The organism is Schwartzia succinivorans DSM 10502 (assembly GCF_900129225.1).
Lineage (GTDB): Bacteria > Bacillota > Negativicutes > Selenomonadales > Selenomonadaceae > Schwartzia > Schwartzia succinivorans.
On the sequence record NZ_FQUG01000002.1, the window covers coordinates 175,182 to 194,113 of the forward strand.

10 protein-coding genes are annotated in these 18,932 nt (G+C 46.7%); all 10 read left to right on the forward strand.

Features of this window, described 5'->3' with window-relative positions:
- Positions 1–14: 14 nt before the first annotated feature.
- The 10 genes from BUA83_RS00775 to BUA83_RS00825 all read left to right on the forward strand — a co-directional run bounded on the left by BUA83_RS00775 (position 15) and on the right by BUA83_RS00825 (position 18,907).
- The gene (locus BUA83_RS00775) at positions 15–1,178 is read left to right on the forward strand and encodes a glycosyltransferase family 2 protein (RefSeq protein ID WP_072934285.1); all 1,164 of its coding nucleotides are present in this window, start codon (positions 15–17) and stop codon (positions 1,176–1,178) included.
- Positions 1,175–4,024, forward strand: a complete 2,850-nt coding sequence (locus BUA83_RS00780; RefSeq protein WP_072934286.1) for a tetratricopeptide repeat-containing glycosyltransferase family 2 protein — start codon at positions 1,175–1,177, stop codon at positions 4,022–4,024. Before BUA83_RS00775 ends, BUA83_RS00780 begins: the two co-directional genes overlap by 4 nt.
- Positions 4,021–5,478 (forward strand): tetratricopeptide repeat-containing glycosyltransferase family 2 protein, encoded by a 1,458-nt coding sequence (locus BUA83_RS00785; RefSeq protein WP_072934287.1) that lies wholly within the window; start codon positions 4,021–4,023, stop codon positions 5,476–5,478. The genes BUA83_RS00780 and BUA83_RS00785 overlap by 4 nt, the downstream gene beginning before the upstream one ends.
- A complete protein-coding gene (locus BUA83_RS00795; protein ID WP_094756381.1) occupies positions 5,475–9,851 on the forward strand; it encodes an O-linked N-acetylglucosamine transferase family protein in 4,377 nt (1,458 codons plus the stop codon). The genes BUA83_RS00785 and BUA83_RS00795 overlap by 4 nt, the downstream gene beginning before the upstream one ends.
- Positions 9,841–12,345 (forward strand): O-linked N-acetylglucosamine transferase family protein, encoded by a 2,505-nt coding sequence (locus BUA83_RS00800; RefSeq protein WP_072934288.1) that lies wholly within the window; start codon positions 9,841–9,843, stop codon positions 12,343–12,345. Before BUA83_RS00795 ends, BUA83_RS00800 begins: the two co-directional genes overlap by 11 nt.
- On the forward strand, positions 12,332–13,801 hold the full coding sequence (locus BUA83_RS00805; protein WP_094756382.1) for an O-linked N-acetylglucosamine transferase, SPINDLY family protein: 1,470 nt from the start codon (positions 12,332–12,334) through the stop codon (positions 13,799–13,801). The genes BUA83_RS00800 and BUA83_RS00805 overlap by 14 nt, the downstream gene beginning before the upstream one ends.
- 76 nt (positions 13,802–13,877) lie before the next feature.
- Positions 13,878–14,960 carry a tetratricopeptide repeat protein gene (locus tag BUA83_RS00810; RefSeq protein WP_094756383.1) on the forward strand — a complete coding sequence of 361 codons (1,083 nt, stop codon included), beginning with the start codon at positions 13,878–13,880 and terminating at the stop codon, positions 14,958–14,960.
- 151 nt (positions 14,961–15,111) lie between these two features.
- The gene (locus tag BUA83_RS00815) at positions 15,112–16,719 is read left to right on the forward strand and encodes an O-linked N-acetylglucosamine transferase, SPINDLY family protein (RefSeq protein ID WP_072934290.1); all 1,608 of its coding nucleotides are present in this window, start codon (positions 15,112–15,114) and stop codon (positions 16,717–16,719) included.
- Complete coding sequence (locus BUA83_RS00820; RefSeq protein WP_072934291.1) at positions 16,716–17,537, forward strand: methyltransferase domain-containing protein; 822 nt, start codon at positions 16,716–16,718, stop codon at positions 17,535–17,537. Before BUA83_RS00815 ends, BUA83_RS00820 begins: the two co-directional genes overlap by 4 nt.
- Before the next feature lie 26 nt (positions 17,538–17,563).
- Positions 17,564–18,907, forward strand: coding sequence for a DUF5672 family protein (locus BUA83_RS00825; RefSeq protein ID WP_072934292.1), 1,344 nt, complete (start codon positions 17,564–17,566; stop codon positions 18,905–18,907).
- Positions 18,908–18,932: the final 25 nt, after the last annotated feature.

Consider the following 18,932-nt stretch of genomic DNA (forward strand, 5'->3'; position numbering starts at 1 on the left):
GGGAGCACACTGACATGAAAATATCCGCCTGCTATATCGTGAAAAACGAAGAAAAGAATCTGCCAGCATCTATAGAAAGTCTGCAGTCTGCAGTGGACGAAATTATTGTTGTTGATACAGGTTCAACTGATGGTACTGTTGAAATAGCAAAAAAATACGGCGCACAGGTATTTCATTTCGACTGGTGTGATGATTTTTCGGCACCGAGAAATTTTGCACTTGAAAAAGCAGCAGGGGATTGGATTATTTTTCCTGACGCAGACGAATCCTTTCGCTATCCTGAGATGGTTAGGGAAGCAGTAGAAGAATTTGCGGCGGATGATGATACTGAAGCTGTTATGGTACACATATACAATCAGACAGGAACTGATGAAAATGATGATGCTGCAGCGCCTATATGGATTTGCCGCATTTTCAGAAATAGGTCAGATTTGCGCTATAGAGGACGCATACATGAAAATATTTCAAAGAACGGAAAGCTGCCGAAGTTTGCATACGCAGATGAAAGATTGAGTATTTTTCACACCGGTTACAGGAGAGAGATTTCTGAGGAAAAGGCGAAAAGGAATCTTGCACTTTTGGAGAGGGAAGTCAGGGAGAACGGAGAGCAGCTGGGCCTCTGGCTGTATTTTGTACCCTGCTATTTTGATTTAAAGCAGTATGATGAGGCACTCAGATACGCAAGACTGGCTTTGGATTCCCAGGCACAGGCAATAACAGGACGGACAGAGATGTATCATATGGCTATTGAATCACTGCGGCAGATGAACGGTTCTCTTGAGGAAATGCTGCAGCTTGCTGATGCTGCAGTATCTGAATTTCCTGATATTCCCGAGTTTCACGGAGAGCGAGGGATGATTCTTTGCGGAATGGGAAGGCTTTCCGAAGCTGAGGAAGCACTTTTGAAGTCTATTTACTACTTTGAGAATCCTGTGGAAGATATACATGTAGACAGATACTTTACAAAGAAAACAGCTGCTATTGTCTATTCAAGGCTTGGAGAGCTTTTTATGATGGAAAATAATATGGAGGAGGCTGCGGCATACTTTGATAAGGCTCTTTTCTGTGATGACAAGAACCAAAGTATTCTGGAGGCGCGAAATCGTTTTCTGCATCAGGCCGTCGAACAGCTTATGAAGGAATCGGGAACGGATGCACATGGAGGTGCGGGAAAGTGACTAAAGACAGCCGGATTAAAATCTCTCTGTGTTATATTGTGAAAAATGAAGCTGCCGTCCTGGAACGGTCTCTTTTGAGTGCGGAAAAATCGGCAGATGAGATAGTTGTAGTCGATACAGGTTCTACTGATGATACCGTAAATATTGCCCGGGCGTATGGCGCACGGGTCTTTTCGTATACATGGAAGGAGCATTTTGCCGACGCACGAAATTTCGCGCTGGAAAAAGTGACCGGAGATTGGGTTGTATTTCTTGATGCCGACGAATACTTTACTGACGAGACAAAGGCAAATATACGGACAGTCGTAGAGAATGCCGACAAAAACGGAATGCTCCTTTTGGCACTGCAGTGGAAAAACTATGATTCTGACACAGGGGCCCATCTGGTAGATGTGTATACGCCGCGTATTTTCAAAAATCTTTCGTCCCTTCGTTATGTGGGACGTATTCATGAGCAGCTTATGGAAAACGGAGAGATAATTGAGCGGGTGGCATTTGTTCCTGAGGAAGAGCTTTGTCTTATTCATACAGGCTATTCCGCACATTTATCAAAGGAAAAGGCAGAGAGAAATCTGAGGCTTTTGCTGATGGATTTAAAAGAGGCAAAGCATCCTGAGCAGCTCTACATGGCACTGGCAGAGGCCTATGAAGGAGTCGGTGATACAGAAAATGCGGTTAAGTACGCGGAGATGGATATCGCGCGGGGAAGGCAGGCGCAGACCTATGCCAGCCGCTCTTACCGTGTTTTGATAAATCTTCTCAGGGGATATCATGAAAGGCAGCTTCGCGTTCTGGAGAAGGCGGTAAAGGATTTTTCTGAGCTTCCGGAATTTCATGCGGAGCTTGCGGAAGCATATGCTGCGGAAAGAAAATTTGATGAGGCCGTTCGTGCTGCAGAGCAGGGACTATACGCATATGAGAATTATCATAGCATTGAGCCTATGCAGTTTGACGAGTCCATGAAAAAAGTGCTTGAAGGAAGACTTGCGCTATGGCAGGAAAAGCTTTCCTGTGGCGAGGTGAAAATTTCTGCATGTGTCATAGTGAAGAATGAGGAAAAGGATCTTCCTGCTTGGCTGGAAAACTCAAGGCGGTATGCCGACGAGCGCATCGTTATAGACACAGGCTCTACGGATAAAACAAAGGAAATTGCATTAAAGGCAGGGGTTTCTGTTTATGAAGTGCCGTGGAACAATGATTTTTCCGAGGCAAAAAACTCGGCAATAAAAAAAGCTTCGGGAGACTGGATCGCGTTTCTTGATGCAGACGAGACCTTTTATGAGCCCGAGCTTGTGCGGACAGAGCTTAGTGAAATTTTGAAGAGGAATCCCGCTGCAGATGCCGTCCGTGTGGCGATTGTAAACGTGGATGAGGATGACAGGGAAAGGGAGATTCAAAGATTCCGCACGGTAAGAATTTTTAGGAATAAGGAAAATATACGCTATCAAAATGCTGTGCATGAGGCGATTACGAAAACAGACGGCAGTGAGCTTATAACTGTAGACTCAGAAAAGCTTGTCGTCAGGCATACGGGATATTCTGCAGGAAGAATTTTGGAAAAGCACAGGAGAAATCTTGCGCTGCTGCAAAAGGACATAGAAGAAAACGGGGAGAGCCCTAAGCACTACCGTTACCTTGCAGCAAGCTTTTTAGGGCTTGGGTTCTTTGAGGAAGCGCTTCATTATGCGAAAAAAGCAATTGAGTCTCCCATGAAGTCCTCGGATTCGGAAAGCGAGCTTTACCGCATAGCGCTTCGTTCTATGGAGGTTTTAAGACGTCCGTTGGAAGAAAGGATTTCCTGGGCTAAAAAGGCTGCGGAAGAATTTCCAAAGCTTCCGGACTTTCATATTGTTCTGGGTAAGCTGCGACTGAAGGAAAAACGCATTGATGAGGCGGAAAAAGAATTCCGTGATGCTGAAGCTCTGGCAGGGCAGAAGCAAAGAGAAGCAACAGGCTTTTCGGATATGGAGGATGAGCTTTATCGCGGGCTTGCGGAGGTTGCAAAAGAAAAGGGGGAGCTTGGCATGGCAGAGAAAGAGCTTAAAAGAGCGCTTGATATAGAACCCCATAATGAAGAGGCACTGGAGATCTTTGCGGAAATGCAGACCGGTGCTGCTGAGGAAACTGCAGGGAAAATGGCAGCCATTGCAGGAGATACGGATGAAGAGCTGCGGTTTTTGTCGCGCTGGGCAGAGCATCATGGGAGAATTGATTTGTACCGTATTTTTGCCGAAAGGATAAAGACAAAAACAGGCAGGGAGCTTCCACGCATTGCGCTTTATGACGATGTCGAAAAGATATCATTGGAAGAACTTAGGAACCGCATTGTGGGAGGTCTGGCAGAAAACTTTTCAAAGCTTCTTCTTGTACTTATACGTTTGGAAAAGGTTGATACCCCGTCTGCTTCGGTTATGCGTATGACGGCAGAAAGACTGCTGCCTCCCACGGCGCTGGGCGTATGGCTTGCATATACAGGTCGTGCAGAGGCATTTGATGATGAGGGCTTTGCACCTATGCTGCCATGGTTTATAGAGTATGCGGATGATGAGCAGCTTGCACGTTTTGCATCACTTGGGCTGGGAATCTCAGAGGAATGTCTTTATGACGCGGCAAAACAGGTGATGGATGCTGAGCGCTGGAAGCCCGCCTTTGAGCTGTTTGCGCAGCTTCCGGGCGATTCAGCACTCATATCGGCAGAGTTTTGGAAGAATGTTGGCATAAACCTTTATCATATCGGGGACGCTGAGGCGGCAGCCGAAAGCCTTGAGAAAGCTATGGCCATGGGAGATACATCAGGCGAGCTGAAGGCCTATCTTAAATGGGCGAAGGAGGCGGCAGGAAAATGAAAATTACGGCGTGTGTAATCGTAAAAAATGAAGAAAAAAATCTGCCCCGCTGGCTGGACTGCATGAAAAAGCTCACCAGGGATATGGTAGTTGTGGATACGGGCTCAGAGGATAACACAGTTGAGATTGCGGAAAAGGGCGGCGCAAAGGTTTTCCATTTCCCCTGGGTTGGCGATTTTGCCAAGGCAAAGAACTTTGCCATTGACCATGCCAAGGGCGACTGGATTTTATTTCTCGACGCTGACGAATATTTTACGGATGAAGGCTGCCGTACGGTTCTTGAGCTTTTAAGAAAATATGACAGCGTGCGTGAGGTTATCGGTCTTATGACGCTGTGGGTTAACCTTGATGCAGACCGTGGCTATCGCTACATCAACACAGGCTATCAGATACGAATCTTTCGAAATAAGCCCTTTTTGCGTTATCATGGGGCTGTTCATGAGGTGCTTAAGAGCGGGGCGCCTTATCCCACGCGTATGCAGTTTGTAAAGGAGCTTTCCATTTATCATACGGGATATTCTGAACACATCATTCATCAAAAGCTTCAGAGAAATCTTGAAATCCTTTTGGCGGAGCAGAAGCGCCGCGGTCACCAGCCGTCAGATGATTATTATCTGGCGGAGTGCTATTACGATATGAAGGACTATAAAAGGACCGTGGAATACATCAGAAAGGCGATTGATGAGGAGCTTGTTCCTGTAGGACGTGAAAACCGTCCCTACAGTATTTTGATTCAATCGCTTATCCTTTTGGACGCGCCTCGGGAAGAAATTGAAAAGGCAGTGCAGATGGGCCTTGCAAAGTATCCAGGCACGGCAGAGTTCCGGCTTCTTTCAGCCTTTGGGGCTTGGCGCGGCAAAGATTATTTGCGGGCGGAGGCTGAGCTTAATGAAGGCATAGCCATGAGCGGTAAGAAAAAGCCGGAAACAGCGGTTTCGCTTATGGTGGATGAAACGAAAAATTTAATCCCTACGGCATATTGGTATCTTGGACAGCTTGCGGCTTGGAAAAAGGACAGACAGGCAGCTGTGGAGCTTTACGTGAAGGCACTGCAGATGAATAAACACAGGAGCGAGATTTTGCAGTCGCTTATGCGGCTTCTCAAAGGTGTTGACGCGCTTGATGTTATCGAGATGCTTGACGCACTATACGATAAGAAGGCTGACGCGGTATTTCTTGTTCCGGTGCTGATGCAGACAGGACATTCCAAGGAAGCGTTTTATTACGAGCGGCTGACGGATGGAATGATGACAGATTTTACGCGCTTCTTCCTTGCAGGACGCTATGAAGCAGCAGGTGCCCTTGCTGTTGACGAGGGAATGGCTCTCTCCGGCCTGGGCTATTGGCTTACTGAGACGAAAAATGTTCCGCCTGCTGAGCTTTCAATGCTTCTTCCGTCAAAGGGTGAGGACGAAGAAAAAAGGCAGAAGAATCTTAGGAGGTTATTCTCATGAAGGTGACGGCGTGTGTCATCGTAAAAAATGAGGAAAAGAATATAGGCTTATGGCTTGAATCGGCCCGTCGCCTTTCTGATGAAATGGTGGTTGTGGATACAGGCTCGGAGGACAGGACAAAGGAGCTTGCGGCGGCAGGCGGAGCAAGAGTTCTTGATTTTCCATGGTGTAACGATTTCTCTGCAGCAAAAAATTTCGCGCTGGATAATGCTGAAGGGGACTGGATTGTTTTTCTTGATGCCGATGAGACAATCCGTGAAAATGACGCTCCAAGAGTGAGACAGGCTATGGAGCGTTATCTTGGGGACACAAGGGTAATGGGATTTGTATGCCGTCTTGTGGATTATGATCCTAAGGCGCTTGAGGTGGAAAAGGGAGACTGCTATCAGATACGCATTTTCCGATGCAGCCGTTCTATCCGCTACGAAGGAAGAATCCATGAGCATCTTGTTGACGCGGCGCGTTCAGGCAGGACGGCGCAGCTCATTCCTGATGTGACCATCTGGCACAGCGGCTACGCGGAGGCTGTGCGTCCCGAAAAATTCAAGCGTAATCTTCAAATCCTTTTGGAGGAACAGGAAAAGGGTAATGCACAGCCAATGGATGCCTATTATCTTGCGGACTGCTATTTTGGGCTTGGGGATTATATGAATGCGGCAAAGTACGCCGTGGACGCTATAGGGACAGGGCTTATGCCAATGGGACTTTCAAACCGCCCGGATGAAGTGCTTCTTGTTTCACTTTTGCGATTAGGGCGGCCCAGAGAGGAAATTGATGCTGCATTGGCTGTTTCGCTGGAGCGCCATCCGAAGCTTCCTGTTTTTCATTTCTTTGCAGGGGATTTTGCATGGGAGCGGAAGGATTATGATACGGCAGAACATGAGTGGAAGAAAGGACTGGAGCTTCTTTCGGCTAGTGAGCGAGGGGAAAATGTTGATGTTTTTGCATCCCGGGATATGGAACAGGTAGACAAGATAAAGGAGCATTTGGCAGAGATAGAAAAAATGAAAGAATCAGAAAAGCCAATGGCGTACCGCGAGGTGAGGGAAGAAGCGCAAAAAATGCGCGGATTTGCAGCCAAAGGCGATACGGCACGGGCGTTGGAGACGGCTGCGAAAATTTTGAAGGCAAAGCCTGAAAACCGTGAGCTTATGGAAGAGGTCTGTGTGCTCTTTTTGGATGCGGAAGATGCTGAAAAAGCAGCTGAGGCGGCAGAGTGTTTAAAGGTTGCAGAAAAACCTTACGGATATGGCTGCTTCCTTTTGGCATCTGTAAGGTTTCTGCAAAAGAATATGAAAGAGGCGCAGAGCTTCGCGGAGCGTGCGCTTTCCTTTGGCGGCCTTTTGGAGTGGCAGAAGGGAGCTGTTCATCATCTCCTGGCTGAGCTTGCAAAGGCACGGGGGGACAGAAAAACCGCAGCGGAGGAATATCTTCTGTCCAGCGGCTTTAAGGAGATTGGAAACGGAAAGCTGGCGGATTACAGTAATTATCTCCTGAACCTGTCGTTTTTTGAAAACAGCGATGACAAGCTTTTGCAGGCGGCAAAGGAATACGAAAAGCTACTTGGTACTGTGCCGCAGCATAAGCATGATGAAAAGCATCATCGGCATGATAAGCTTCGCATAGGCTATATATCCCCGGATTTCAGACGTCATATAGTTGCGTGCTTCAGCCGTGCCTTTTTCCGCTCCGCAGACAGAGCGTGCTTTGAGGTGTACGGCTATTCGCTGTGCGATGAAAACGATGTCAGCCGTATTTTTGCAGCTGAGGCAGACGGTTTCAGGTATATAAAGGGGTTAAGTGCAAAAGATTCCGCTGCCATTATTTATAAAGACGAAATAGACATCCTCGTTGACCTTTCAGGACATACGGGGGACAACGCGCTGCCGATCCTTGCATATAAGCCTGCGCCTGTGCAGATATCCGGGGTTGGCTGGTTTCGTACAACAGGCCTTGTTGCGGTGGATTATTTCCTGGCAGATGAGGCATCCGCACCCACGGGAGAAGAAGCACAGTTTACCGAAAAGCTCATTCGTCTGCCTCACTCGCATCTTTGTTTTACACCGATTTTGAAAGCGAAGTCTTATCCTGCGCCCTGTAGAAAGGCAGGCCATGTGACCTTTGGCTGCTTTAACCAGTTTGATAAGGTAACGGATGAAATGCTTTCTGTCTGGGCTGAAATTTTGAGGCTTGTTCCGGGTTCGAAGCTTTTCCTTAAGGGCAGTGTCTTTGACCGCAGGGAAAGAACGGACGAAATTGCAAAAAGACTGACAGAAGCAGGAATATCTATGGAGTCTGTGGAGCTTGAGGGTTACACGGACAAATATCTTGATGCCTACGGCAGGGTAGATATTGCCCTGGATACATATCCGTATCCGGGTGGCGGGACTACCTGTGATGCTTTGTATATGGGTGTACCTGTTGTTACTCTGTCAGGAAGTCATCATCATACACGATTCGGAACCAGTCTCTTGAAAAATATCGGCCTTGATAAGCTCTGCGCAGATTCACGTGAGAAATATGTTGAGGCTGCCGTCAGCTTGGCAGAGAATCAGAAAGAGTTGTCACATCTTCATCAGACTATAAGAAGGCGGATGAAGGAAACGTCCGTGATGAATGAAAAACAGTACATGACAGAGCTTGAGGAAGCGTATGCGTCAGTGTGGCATGAATGGGAAAAGGTTCATTCGCCCCATAACTGTGCAAAGAACGACAGTAAAACCAATCGCCTGCTGAATGAAGCGGAAGCAAAAAAAGACTGGAAAAAAGCAGTACGTATTGTCAGCCGCATGGAAGCGGCGGGAGTGGCAGGAGATCCTGAATGTTATCTCGCTGCTAAGGCATATTATAATATGCAGGATTATGAGCATGCTCTCTATTGGGCGTCAGGGATTAAGGAAAGAACTCTATGGGCGCATGACATTCACTGCATGGAAATCTGGTCACTGAAATCTCTCGGACGATTCCGCGAGGCCTATGAGGTTTGTAAAGCTGAGCTTGCTTCTGAAATTAAAAACGAGGCGGAAAGCGGAATGAGGGACTGGACTCTTGGAATAGCCGGCTGGCTTGCCTACAGCATGGGGCTTTCGGATGCTCCTGAGCAGTATTTGAGAGCTTCTAAGGAATCCAAGTCCTTTGTGCGTAAAGTGGAGATGTACAGCTCGTATCTTTTGGCGCAGAATGCTGTGGATACAAATGAGCAGGAGCTTTTTGAGGCACATCTCCGATATGGGGATTTTTTCAGGGATGTTAGGCAGTACACGCATAAAAAACATGTGGAGCATAAAAAGCTTCGTATCGGATATATTTCCTCGGATTTTCGTCAGCATGTCATGGTGCATTTTGCATGGCCGTTTCTTACGGCATACGATCGCAGCCGTTTTGAGGTTCATGTCTACAGCCTTACGGGGCAGGAGGATAGATACAGCGAAGCGTTGCGCAAAAGTGCTGACGCATGGACGAATCTTGCAGGGCAGCCCTGGGAGAAAGTCGCAAGAAGAATATACGATGATGAAATAGATATTCTTGTGGACCTTGCAGGTCATTCGACGGGAAGCGGCCTTCCTGTGCTTGCACATAAGCCTGCGCCTGTACAAGTTTCGGGGCTTGGGTATATGGCAACGACTGGACTTTCTACGGTAGATTATTACCTGACGGACGGCTTTGTTGACACCGAAGGAGCTCATGAGCAACTGTTTACCGAAAAGCTTTTGCGGCTCACAAGTCAGTTTTGCTATGCGCCGCTGGGGACATTCCCTGCATCAAATGGAGCGCCATCGAAGGAAAGAGGATGGGTACTCTTTGGCGTGTTCAATCATTTTCGGAAAGTAACCGGTGAAATGCTTTCGGCTTGGAAAAGAATCCTTGAAGCAGTTCCAAATTCCAAGCTTCTTATGAAGTCGCAGATTTTTTTCAGCCCGCAGAACGTGGATGATGCCTTTGAACGCATGGAGGCTGCAGGCCTTGATATGGACCGCGTAATTTTTGAGCCGGCTACCATGGACTACATGGAGCGGTATCTTGATGTGGATATTGCCCTTGATACATACCCCTATCCCGGAGGAGGAACAACGGCAGATGCTCTCTACATGGGAGTGCCTGTCATCACCATGTACAGTGACCGTCGAAGCTCCCGTTTTGCCTATGGGATGATGGCGGCTGTGGGGCTGGAAGGTCTTACTGTCGAAACAACAGAGGATTATGTGGCGCGTGCTGTGGGACTTGCTTCGGATGTTGAGCTTTTGGATATTCTGCATAAAAGACTCAGGTCAATGATGGAAGCATCCCCACTGATGAACGCAGGGCAGTATATGGCTGAGGTAGAGGCAGCATACGAAAGAATATGGAAGGAGCGGAGAGTGCATGAAGGATAAAATTCGGGTTGGCTATATTTCGGATGAATTTTGCCAGGTTCCGATGCTTCCACTCCTGGTCTCATTTTTCGGAATGCATGATTCGGATGAATTTGAGGTCATATGCTATATGACGGGAACAGCGGACACGCTTACTGAAAGTTTTCGTGAGGCTTCTGACGAGTGGAGAGATATTTCAAAATGCGGTGATGAAACGGCGGCAGATGTTATCCGTCGTGATGCATTGGATATACTGGTAGATATATCAGAAAACGGAGTGGCAGAGAAAATTTTCGAGAGACGCCCTGCGCAGTGCTGTCTTTCCATATCAGATATGGCGGAAAAGCTTGGCGGAATACCTTACGGAATGGCAGTGCTTCCTGGAATGCCTATCGCAAATTTACTTCCGCCATTCAGAAGCCGCGGAGGTGTTACCTTAGGAATTTTTTGTTCGCCAAAGAATATGACAAGAGAAGAAGTTTCCTGCCTGAAAACAATTCTTAAGCATGTCCCAAGCGCAAAACTTCGGGTTTCTGTGTCAGTGCCGGATGCATCTATGGCGGAGCCGCTTCTTTCCGCAGGGATTTCTGCAGGCGCTATTGAGCTTGCGGTAGAGGATGGGATGAATTGGGAAAGCCTTTCTGATGTTGATGTGCTGCTTGGCTTTGGAGAGCTTCGCACCTGGGAGCTTTATATGTCCCTTTACGCAGGCGTACCGACACTGCTTTCGCCGTCCTCACCTTTATGGATGCATCATTTTCTGGCAGACAATGGATTTGAGACATGGGCCGCGGCTTCCTTTGAGACGCAGGCGGAAGCTGCAATACGTCTGGCACGCGGGAAGGAAATGCTGGCAAAAGAACGTGCTTCGTTAAGGGCGAAGCTGCAAAAAACGGCCGTTATGGACGTTCGTCGTTTTATGAACGAATGGGAAGCTGCATTGGAAAAGCTGGCCCGTGGAGATGAAAGCAGTGAAGAGAGGCTTGCTTTCTGCAGGAAAAATGCAAAGAAACGTTTTCAAAATGGAAATTTTCGCTCGGCACTTCGCTTTTTAGAAGAAGCGTATGCTATTGAGAAAAGTGAAGAAATGGCATATATCCGCGGCGTTTCTCTATGGAAAAATGAGCGACTGCAGGATGCCCTGGATATTGCAGCAGAATGGCTGGATGATTCTAAGCTCAGAGAAACCTTAACCAAGGAGCAGCTTTACGCGTGGTGTGACCTTAGGGCACTCACTGCAGGACATGCAGACCATGAAAATACGGAAAAATATCTTCTTGAGCGCATTGAAGCATCAAAGCCTTTGGCTTTGGAAACACAGACAGGAGCTTATGGCCAGTGGCTGTTGTCCTTCAACGCAAAGGATGTAAATGAAAAGGAGCTTTTTCAAAAGCACTGTGGATATCAGAAGCTTTTTGATGGTATAACGCCTTTAAAGCCGAAGAACCGTAATCACGGTAAGCTGCGCATAGGTTATTTGTCGCCGAACCTTAATCATCACGTCATGGAGTATTTTGTCTGGCCATTTTTTGAGTGCTGCGACCGTGAAAAATTTGAAATTTACGGGTATAACACCGGGAAAATTGATGACAGGACAGAGACGCTCAAGAGCTTTGCGAAGGGCTGGCATAATCTTGAAGGAAAAACGGCATGGGAAATTGCTGAAACAGTCCGCAGGGATGAAATAGATGTTTTGGTTGAGCTTGGGGGACATACCTCAAAGAGCGGGCTTGCGGCATTTGCATACAAGCCTGCGCCTGTACAGATATCGGGGCTTGGATATATGGCGACCACGGGACTCACTGAGACAGATTATTTCATAACCGACGGATTTATTGACCCGCTCGGGATGAATGATGAATATTTTACTGAAAAGCTTTTGAGGTTGACAAGTCAGTTCTGCTATCGTCCAAGACCGAATCTGCCGGAGAGCAAAGGTGTGCCGTGCAAGGCTAACGGTTATGTAACCTTTGGGGTATTCAATAATTATCTTAAAATTACAGATGAAATGCTCTGCGTGTGGAAAAAAATAATGGATATAGTTCCAAATTCCATAATGCTTTTCAAGAGTGAAAGCTATTCTGTGCCGGAAATGGTGTTGAAGTCGCTGGATCGTATGGAAAAGTTGGGAATGGATATAGGAAGAATTATATTGGAGGGTGCAAGCCCTGACTATATGGAGAGGTATCTCAACGTGGATATTGCCCTTGATACATATCCGTATCCGGGTGGAGCAACTACCTGTGACGCTCTTTGGATGGGCGTACCTGTTGTCACGAAATACGGTACTCGTCACAGCAGCCGTTTTGCTTATGGGATTTTATCCGAGGTGGGGCTTTCTGAGCTGGCTTCCAAGGATGATGAGGGCTATGTTGAGCGTGCTGTTGGCCTGGCTAACGATGTGGAGCTTTTGGATGCGCTACACAAAAACATACGCGGAATGATGCAGAATTCAAATCTTATGAATGAGAAAACATATATGAAGGAGGTGGAAAAGCTGTATGAAGAAGTTTGATAAAGATGACGTGGAGAAAATCTATGCAAAGGCGAAGAAACTTCATGACGAAGGCAAATATGAAGAGGCTTTGGCGATCTTGCATGATATGCAAATAGATAACCTTCCGATGGAAAAACGTTGGGCGTTTTATGAAGCGAAAGGTATGTGCCAGATTGGCATAGATAAAATCCGTGAAGGAGTAGAAAATCTTAGAAATGCGTTGTTTTCACCTGAAGGCATGCCGCTTCTTTCCCAGCGCAGGATAGCCAGCAACTACTTTATTAATCTTCATTACATCGATGGAATATCAGATAAGGATATGTTTGATGCCCATACTTTATACAATCAGATGTTTTTGAAAAATATAGCTTTTCCACACAAAAAGCAGGCAAAAATGAAGCTTCGGATAGGATATCTTTCTCCAAATCTAATGACACATATTGTGTTGAATTTTGCCATCCAGCTTTTTTCAGCTTATGACAGGGAACGCTTTGAGGTATACCTTTATCAGACAGGGGGGCGTCATGACGAGGTATCGGACTGGCTTATGAATATGACGGACGGCTGGCGGGACCTTTCAGGACTCAATGCTCATGAAGCAGCACAGAAAATATATGACGATGGAATAGATATTCTTTTTGATTTGGCAGGGCATACAGAGGGTGGCGCAACACTTCAGATATGTGCGTATAAGCCTGCGCCTGTACAGCTTTGCGGCATCGGCTGGTTCGATACCACGGGACTTTCTGCTATAGATTATTTTTTGAGTGACAATTACTGCGATCCACCGGAAAATGATGCGCTGTTCACGGAGAAACTTATCCGACTGCCGCACAGCCATTTTTGTTATACTCCTCCTGAAACAGTTTTAAAGTGCAAGGCTGAGTATCATGTACATTCGCCCATTGTGTTTGGCAGCTTTAATAATTTCGACAAGATTACAGATGAAATGCTCCGCACATGGAAGCGTCTGCTGCAAATAGTGCCGGGGTCGAAGCTGCTGCTTAAAAATGTATACCGTACAATTGACCGCGTGGAGCGAATGAAGAAGCGTCTTTTGAATATGGGGTTTGAAAAAGAGCAGATTGATATACGCCCCGGGACTGCATCATATTTGGACGAATATATGGATATGGATATTGCCCTTGACACGTATCCTTACCCTGGAGGCGGTACTACCTGCGAGGCGCTCTATATGGGCGTTCCCGTGGTCACACGTTATGGGCAGCGGCACGGTTCACGTTTCGGGTATAGTCTGCTGAAGAATATGGGACTTGGAGAGCTTACGGCATCATCGGAAGAAGAATATATACGAATTGCAGCTGCGCTGGCAGGAGACAGAGAGCTCCTGGAGGGGCTTCACGCATCGCTTCGCACTATGATGCAGAAATCTCCGTTGATGGACGCAAGAGGCTATGTGCGTGATGTTGAGGCCGCCTATGAAAAAATATGGAAAGAGTGGCTCAATTCTTGAATGAAAGAAGGAATTTACAGCTTTTTATAGAATTTAATAATATTATAGATAAATTTGAAAGCTGGGAGGCTGCATCATGGGAAAAGCATCTCGTCAAATGAAGAAAAAGCAAAAAAATAAAGAGGAACAGGCGATAAATATGGCAAACAGGGAAACAGAGGAAAAGCTCAGAGAGCAGATGGAGCACGGTGAGTATGAAAAGGCAATAGAGACAATCGCCGAGCTTGTACAGGCAGGGGATGTAAAGCCGGAGTTCATGTATGATGCGGCGTACTCGTATTTCATGGCAGGAGATTATGACCGTTCGGCAAACTGGGTGACGAATACGTTAACGGCAGACCCGGGACATATTGATGCCCGTATCCTCTTGGCCAGACTCTGTATTTTGCAGGACCGCCCTGATGACGGACTTGCTGTTTTCGATTTCATACTTGAAAATTATGGGACGGCTCTTTCTGATGAGAAAAAGGAAGAAATTGAGGAAATCGTCGCCTTCTACGGGAGAAACGAAAAAGCAAAAATTGTTCGGGATTATCCGCATATCGCAAAATTCCTGCATCTTGACGGAGAAAAAGCAGAACCGGAGGATAAGGCAGCTGCTCTTCTCAGCAGCCTGAAGGCAAAGGTAGCCGAGGCAAGTGAAAAAGCGTCTCAGGTAAAGGAACAGGCTGCAGCTGTCAAGGATAAGGCTGTTGAAGCCGTTGCGGGTGCTGCGGATGCCGCAGCAGATGCGGCAGCGAAGAAGCCTGCGGATATACTGCAGGCACTTCGTGCAAAGCTGGCTGAGGCAAAGGAAGAGGCAGGAGAGAAAATTGCCGGGGCGGTTTCTAAGCCTGCAGCAGAGCCAAAGGTTGCGACGCAGGATTCTGAGTCTCATACGGCTGCGGAGTTAATGCTCCGTGAGGTCGAAGCACAGAATGCAGGGGCTGCACGCAAGATTGAGATGCTTAACTCCTTTGCGGGAGGACTTTATCTGGAGCGTGACCTTAAGGGCGCGGAGCTTCTGCTTTCGGAGGCTTTGAAGACGGATGCTCAGTCGGATTATACGCTTCGCAATATGGCGCTTTTGCAGCTTGAAATGGGAAACAGGGAAAGAGCGCTGAAATTTGCTTCCCTTATGAAGCAGGCAGATTTTCTTCTGCTCCGAACACTAAGATAATAAAGATGAAGCTGCGGTAAAATGACATTTTACCGCATGTCTTCGTTACGCAGGTTTTGATGAAATAATCAGAGCCTGCTTTCTCTATCTTAGGAACATGAAGGAAGACTTAGCGTACCAATTCATATTTCCAAGGGAAAAGGATGTTAGGATGGATCCGCAGAAAAGGCAGATTCTGCTGCAAAATATAAAACTATACGATAGTGCGCTGGCTGCATGGGAAAAGAAAGACCTGGCTGAGGCGAGAAGGCTGCTTAAAGAAATGAAGGCGCAGACTGATGTGGGAACACTGCCGGCGTTTCTTTTGGAGGCGTATGTTGAGCGTGACAGTGGACGTCCTATCAGCGAGCTTGCGGTTTTGCAGCAGATTATTGCGCTTTTTGAAGGCCAGTCGGACCCGCTTTTATCTACAGCGTGGAGCCTTTTGGGGAGCACTCTTTCCTCAATTGGAGAAAATTCGCTGGCATTCAGTGCGTTTCGAAAAGCGGCGGAGACTGAGAGAGACTCTTCGCTGAAGTTGGTAGAGTACAGCAATGCGCTTTTTACCCTTAACCATCAGCCCAACATCCGTGCCATGACAATGCGCAGATATTACCGTGGGTATAGGTTGATGCTTCGAAATATTGAACCGATGAAGCGGTGCTGGTACGGTCATAAAAGACTGAGAGTGGGCTTTCTTTCCGGGGATTTCAGAACTCACCCAGTTGCGTGGTTTGTGTATGCGCTCCTTAGGTATATGAACCGTGAGAAATTTGAAGTTTTCTGCTATGCGGTCAAACAGGAAAATGATACCATTACCGAAAAGTTGAAGGCGTGCGCGGATAAATGGCGCGACATAGAAACAAAGGACTGGAAGTCAATTGCCGATAAAATAAAGGGGGATGAGATAGATATACTCTTTGACCTTACAGGACATACAGAGACCAGCTGTCTCCCTGTTCTTGCGTATCAGCCTGCTCCTGTGCAGCTTACCGGCATTGGATACATGAACAGCAGCGGAATGGCAAATGTTGACGGATTTCTGTCGGATATTTACTGTTCGCCTAAGGAACGGGATGCTTTCTTTACGGAAACTATGCTGCGGCTTCCACATTCACATTTCTGCTATACAAAGCCCTATGCTTTTCCGGATATTGTACAGAAACCGCCATGTATGCGCGGCGGGCGCGTGACCTTCGGATGCTTCAATAATTTCTCCAAGATTACGGATGAAATGCTCAGGGCATGGAGTGAAATCCTGAGGCGTGTACCACGGTCAAGACTGCTTTTGAAGCAGAAGATATTTAATTCCGAGGAAGGAAGACAGTATGCAAGGGAGAGAATTGCACAGGCAGGAATCGACCTTGCATCAGTAGAATGCCGTGGCTTCAGTACAAATTATCTGGATGAATACAACGATATGGACATAGCACTGGATACATCACCATACACAGGCGGCCTGACAACATGTGAGACACTCTATATGGGAGTTCCTGTAGTTACACTGATAGGAAATCGCCACGGCGCACGGTTTGGCTACAGTATGCTCATGAATGTGGGCATAGGAGAGCTTGCTGCGGCGGATATGCGCTCTTATGTGGATATTGCCGTTGCATTGGCATCATCACCGGAATATCTCTTTATCCTGCATCAAAGACTCAGGGGAATGGTTCAGCAGAGTCCGTTGATGGATGGACCCGGTTATGCCCATGATGTTGGTAATCTTCTGCAGGAGTTTTATGAGGTGTGTCGAAGGAAAAGGACGGAGGTAAAGGAATGAAAAAGAGGACGACATTCGGACTGATGAAATTTCTTGCATCCTCTGATGAACCTATTTCTTTTTTAGTAGTGGAAAGCCTTGAATATCTTCCTCTTATTCGAAGAGCATTTCCCAATGCTGAACTTGCTGCGGTGACGGAAAATGAGGATGCACCGAGGGAAAAAGAGTGGGAAGACCTTAATGTCTCATGGGAAATTCTCGATTATACGGCAGAACCACTGCCGTTTCCAAAGGAGAGTTTTGATTATATCCTATCAGAGCATCTTCTTGAGCTTGCGGGTAACCCACAGGACATAGCGGCAGGCTTCAGCAGATTTATTAAACCCATCGGGGCACTTTTGACAAGCTTTGAAAATATACGCTGGTGGAAAATATTGGACAATCTTAGGGATGGCCATTTTTACGCGCTGGCACACCGTCTTTTCGCAAGAGAGGATTTCAGGACGCTTCTTTATGCGTCATTTTACAAAGAGGTGTCATTTCTCCCTGAAACCAGTCCAGGACCTGACAAACTGTTGGACGAGCTTGAACGGGCAGGGTTTTCTGACAGAGAGGACATGAACACGGAAAACTGGCTTGTCATAGCACATCGTTCCATGCAGGAGGTTGCTTCACTGAAGGCACGCTATACGCCTAAAATACGTAGACAGCTTGTAACACTGCTGCGCCGCATTGAGTACGGTATAGATTTGAAGGAGAATCGTGAAAGCCTGAAAAGGTTGTGTGAAACAGCGCATATTGACGAAGCGTATGTAAGAGCTTTCGTAGACCAGACCATCGTTTGGAAAGAACAGTTTGCGAAGAATATTCGGGAATAAATCCCTGTTGAGCCGGAGATGAAAATATGACGGATAAATCGGTTGTCATTGTGATTCCAATTTATAAGGACAAATTATCGCCCACAGAGGTAATAGCGCTGAAACAGCTTAACAAAATTCTTGGAAAATATCCGCGTGTTTTCGTTGCGCCCCAATCCTTGGTGTTCGATTTTGGAAGTCTGGGAGAAGGTATTGGGGTTGAACGGTTTGAGGATCATTGGTTTCAGAGTGTTACCTCCTACAGCTGTCTTATGATGCAGAAGGATTTTTACGCACGGTTTTCTGCATATGAATATATGCTCTTGTATCAGCTGGATGTATTTGTATTTTCTGATCGTCTTAAAGAATTCTGTGATATGCGCTTTGATTATATTGGAGCTCCTATCGGAAGGTTTGCACCATTTTGGCACGCTATCGGGGCGAGGGTAGGAAATGGCGGTTTTTCCCTGAGAAGGATTCCTTCCGTGATTCGTGTTCTTGATGACATTGACAGGATTATTGCAGATACTCCGTTTGTACATACTTTTATTCTCGCAGAGGATATTTTCTTTGCATACTGTGGGGTACGGGATGATATTGAATTTAAAGTCGCGGATATTGACACAGCGTTCGGTTTTTCCGTTCAGGAGAATACACGTCATATCTTTAAAAAAATTCAAAGGGGATGGCGTCCGTTTGGATGTCATGGTTGGAGCCGCATAGAGCAGGATTTTTGGTGGCCTGTGATAGAAGAACATGGGTACACTATGCCGGGAAAAACTGGCGGTTTGCCTGTCTATACTCATGCGCTTTGCCATAATTACCTTTCTGGACGTAGGGTGATAGATTTGCAGCCGGTATGGGGATGGCTGCAAAGGGGAGAAAGTCTCCGCTTGACAGAATTTTGGAATGAAGTACTTTCAAAATTTCCTGAAAGTCATGATGTGTGGGACGGAAGACTGGAGGAGCTTACCCTCTTGTGGTGTGCAGCCCTGGAGGGCGTGCTTCGTGGAAGATTCCCTAAAGATACTGACAGAGAGCCGATATTGGAGGCAGTTCGCAGAGCTATGCTTAAAGGTGAAGCGAAAAAATATCTGTGGGAAATGTGGGACACGATGCTTCCTATACTTGGAAGGGAGCCTTATCCGGTGAAGGATGCAATAATAAAACTTGTGCTTGAGAAAAAGCTTGAGAAGTTCGTAATGCTGGAGCAGGAGAAAATAGATAAGCTTCTGCGTGAAAAGGGGCAAATGCCCGAAAGGCAGTATAACATTGAGCGGCAGGTTCGCATGCAGGCAGGACAGAAGCTTTTTGAAAAGGCAATTGAGTGGAATATTTCCACGGAGAATGAACTTTGGAAAAAATACGGATCTGAAGTAATAAACCTTTGATTATAGGTAATTTTTAGGTGGAGGC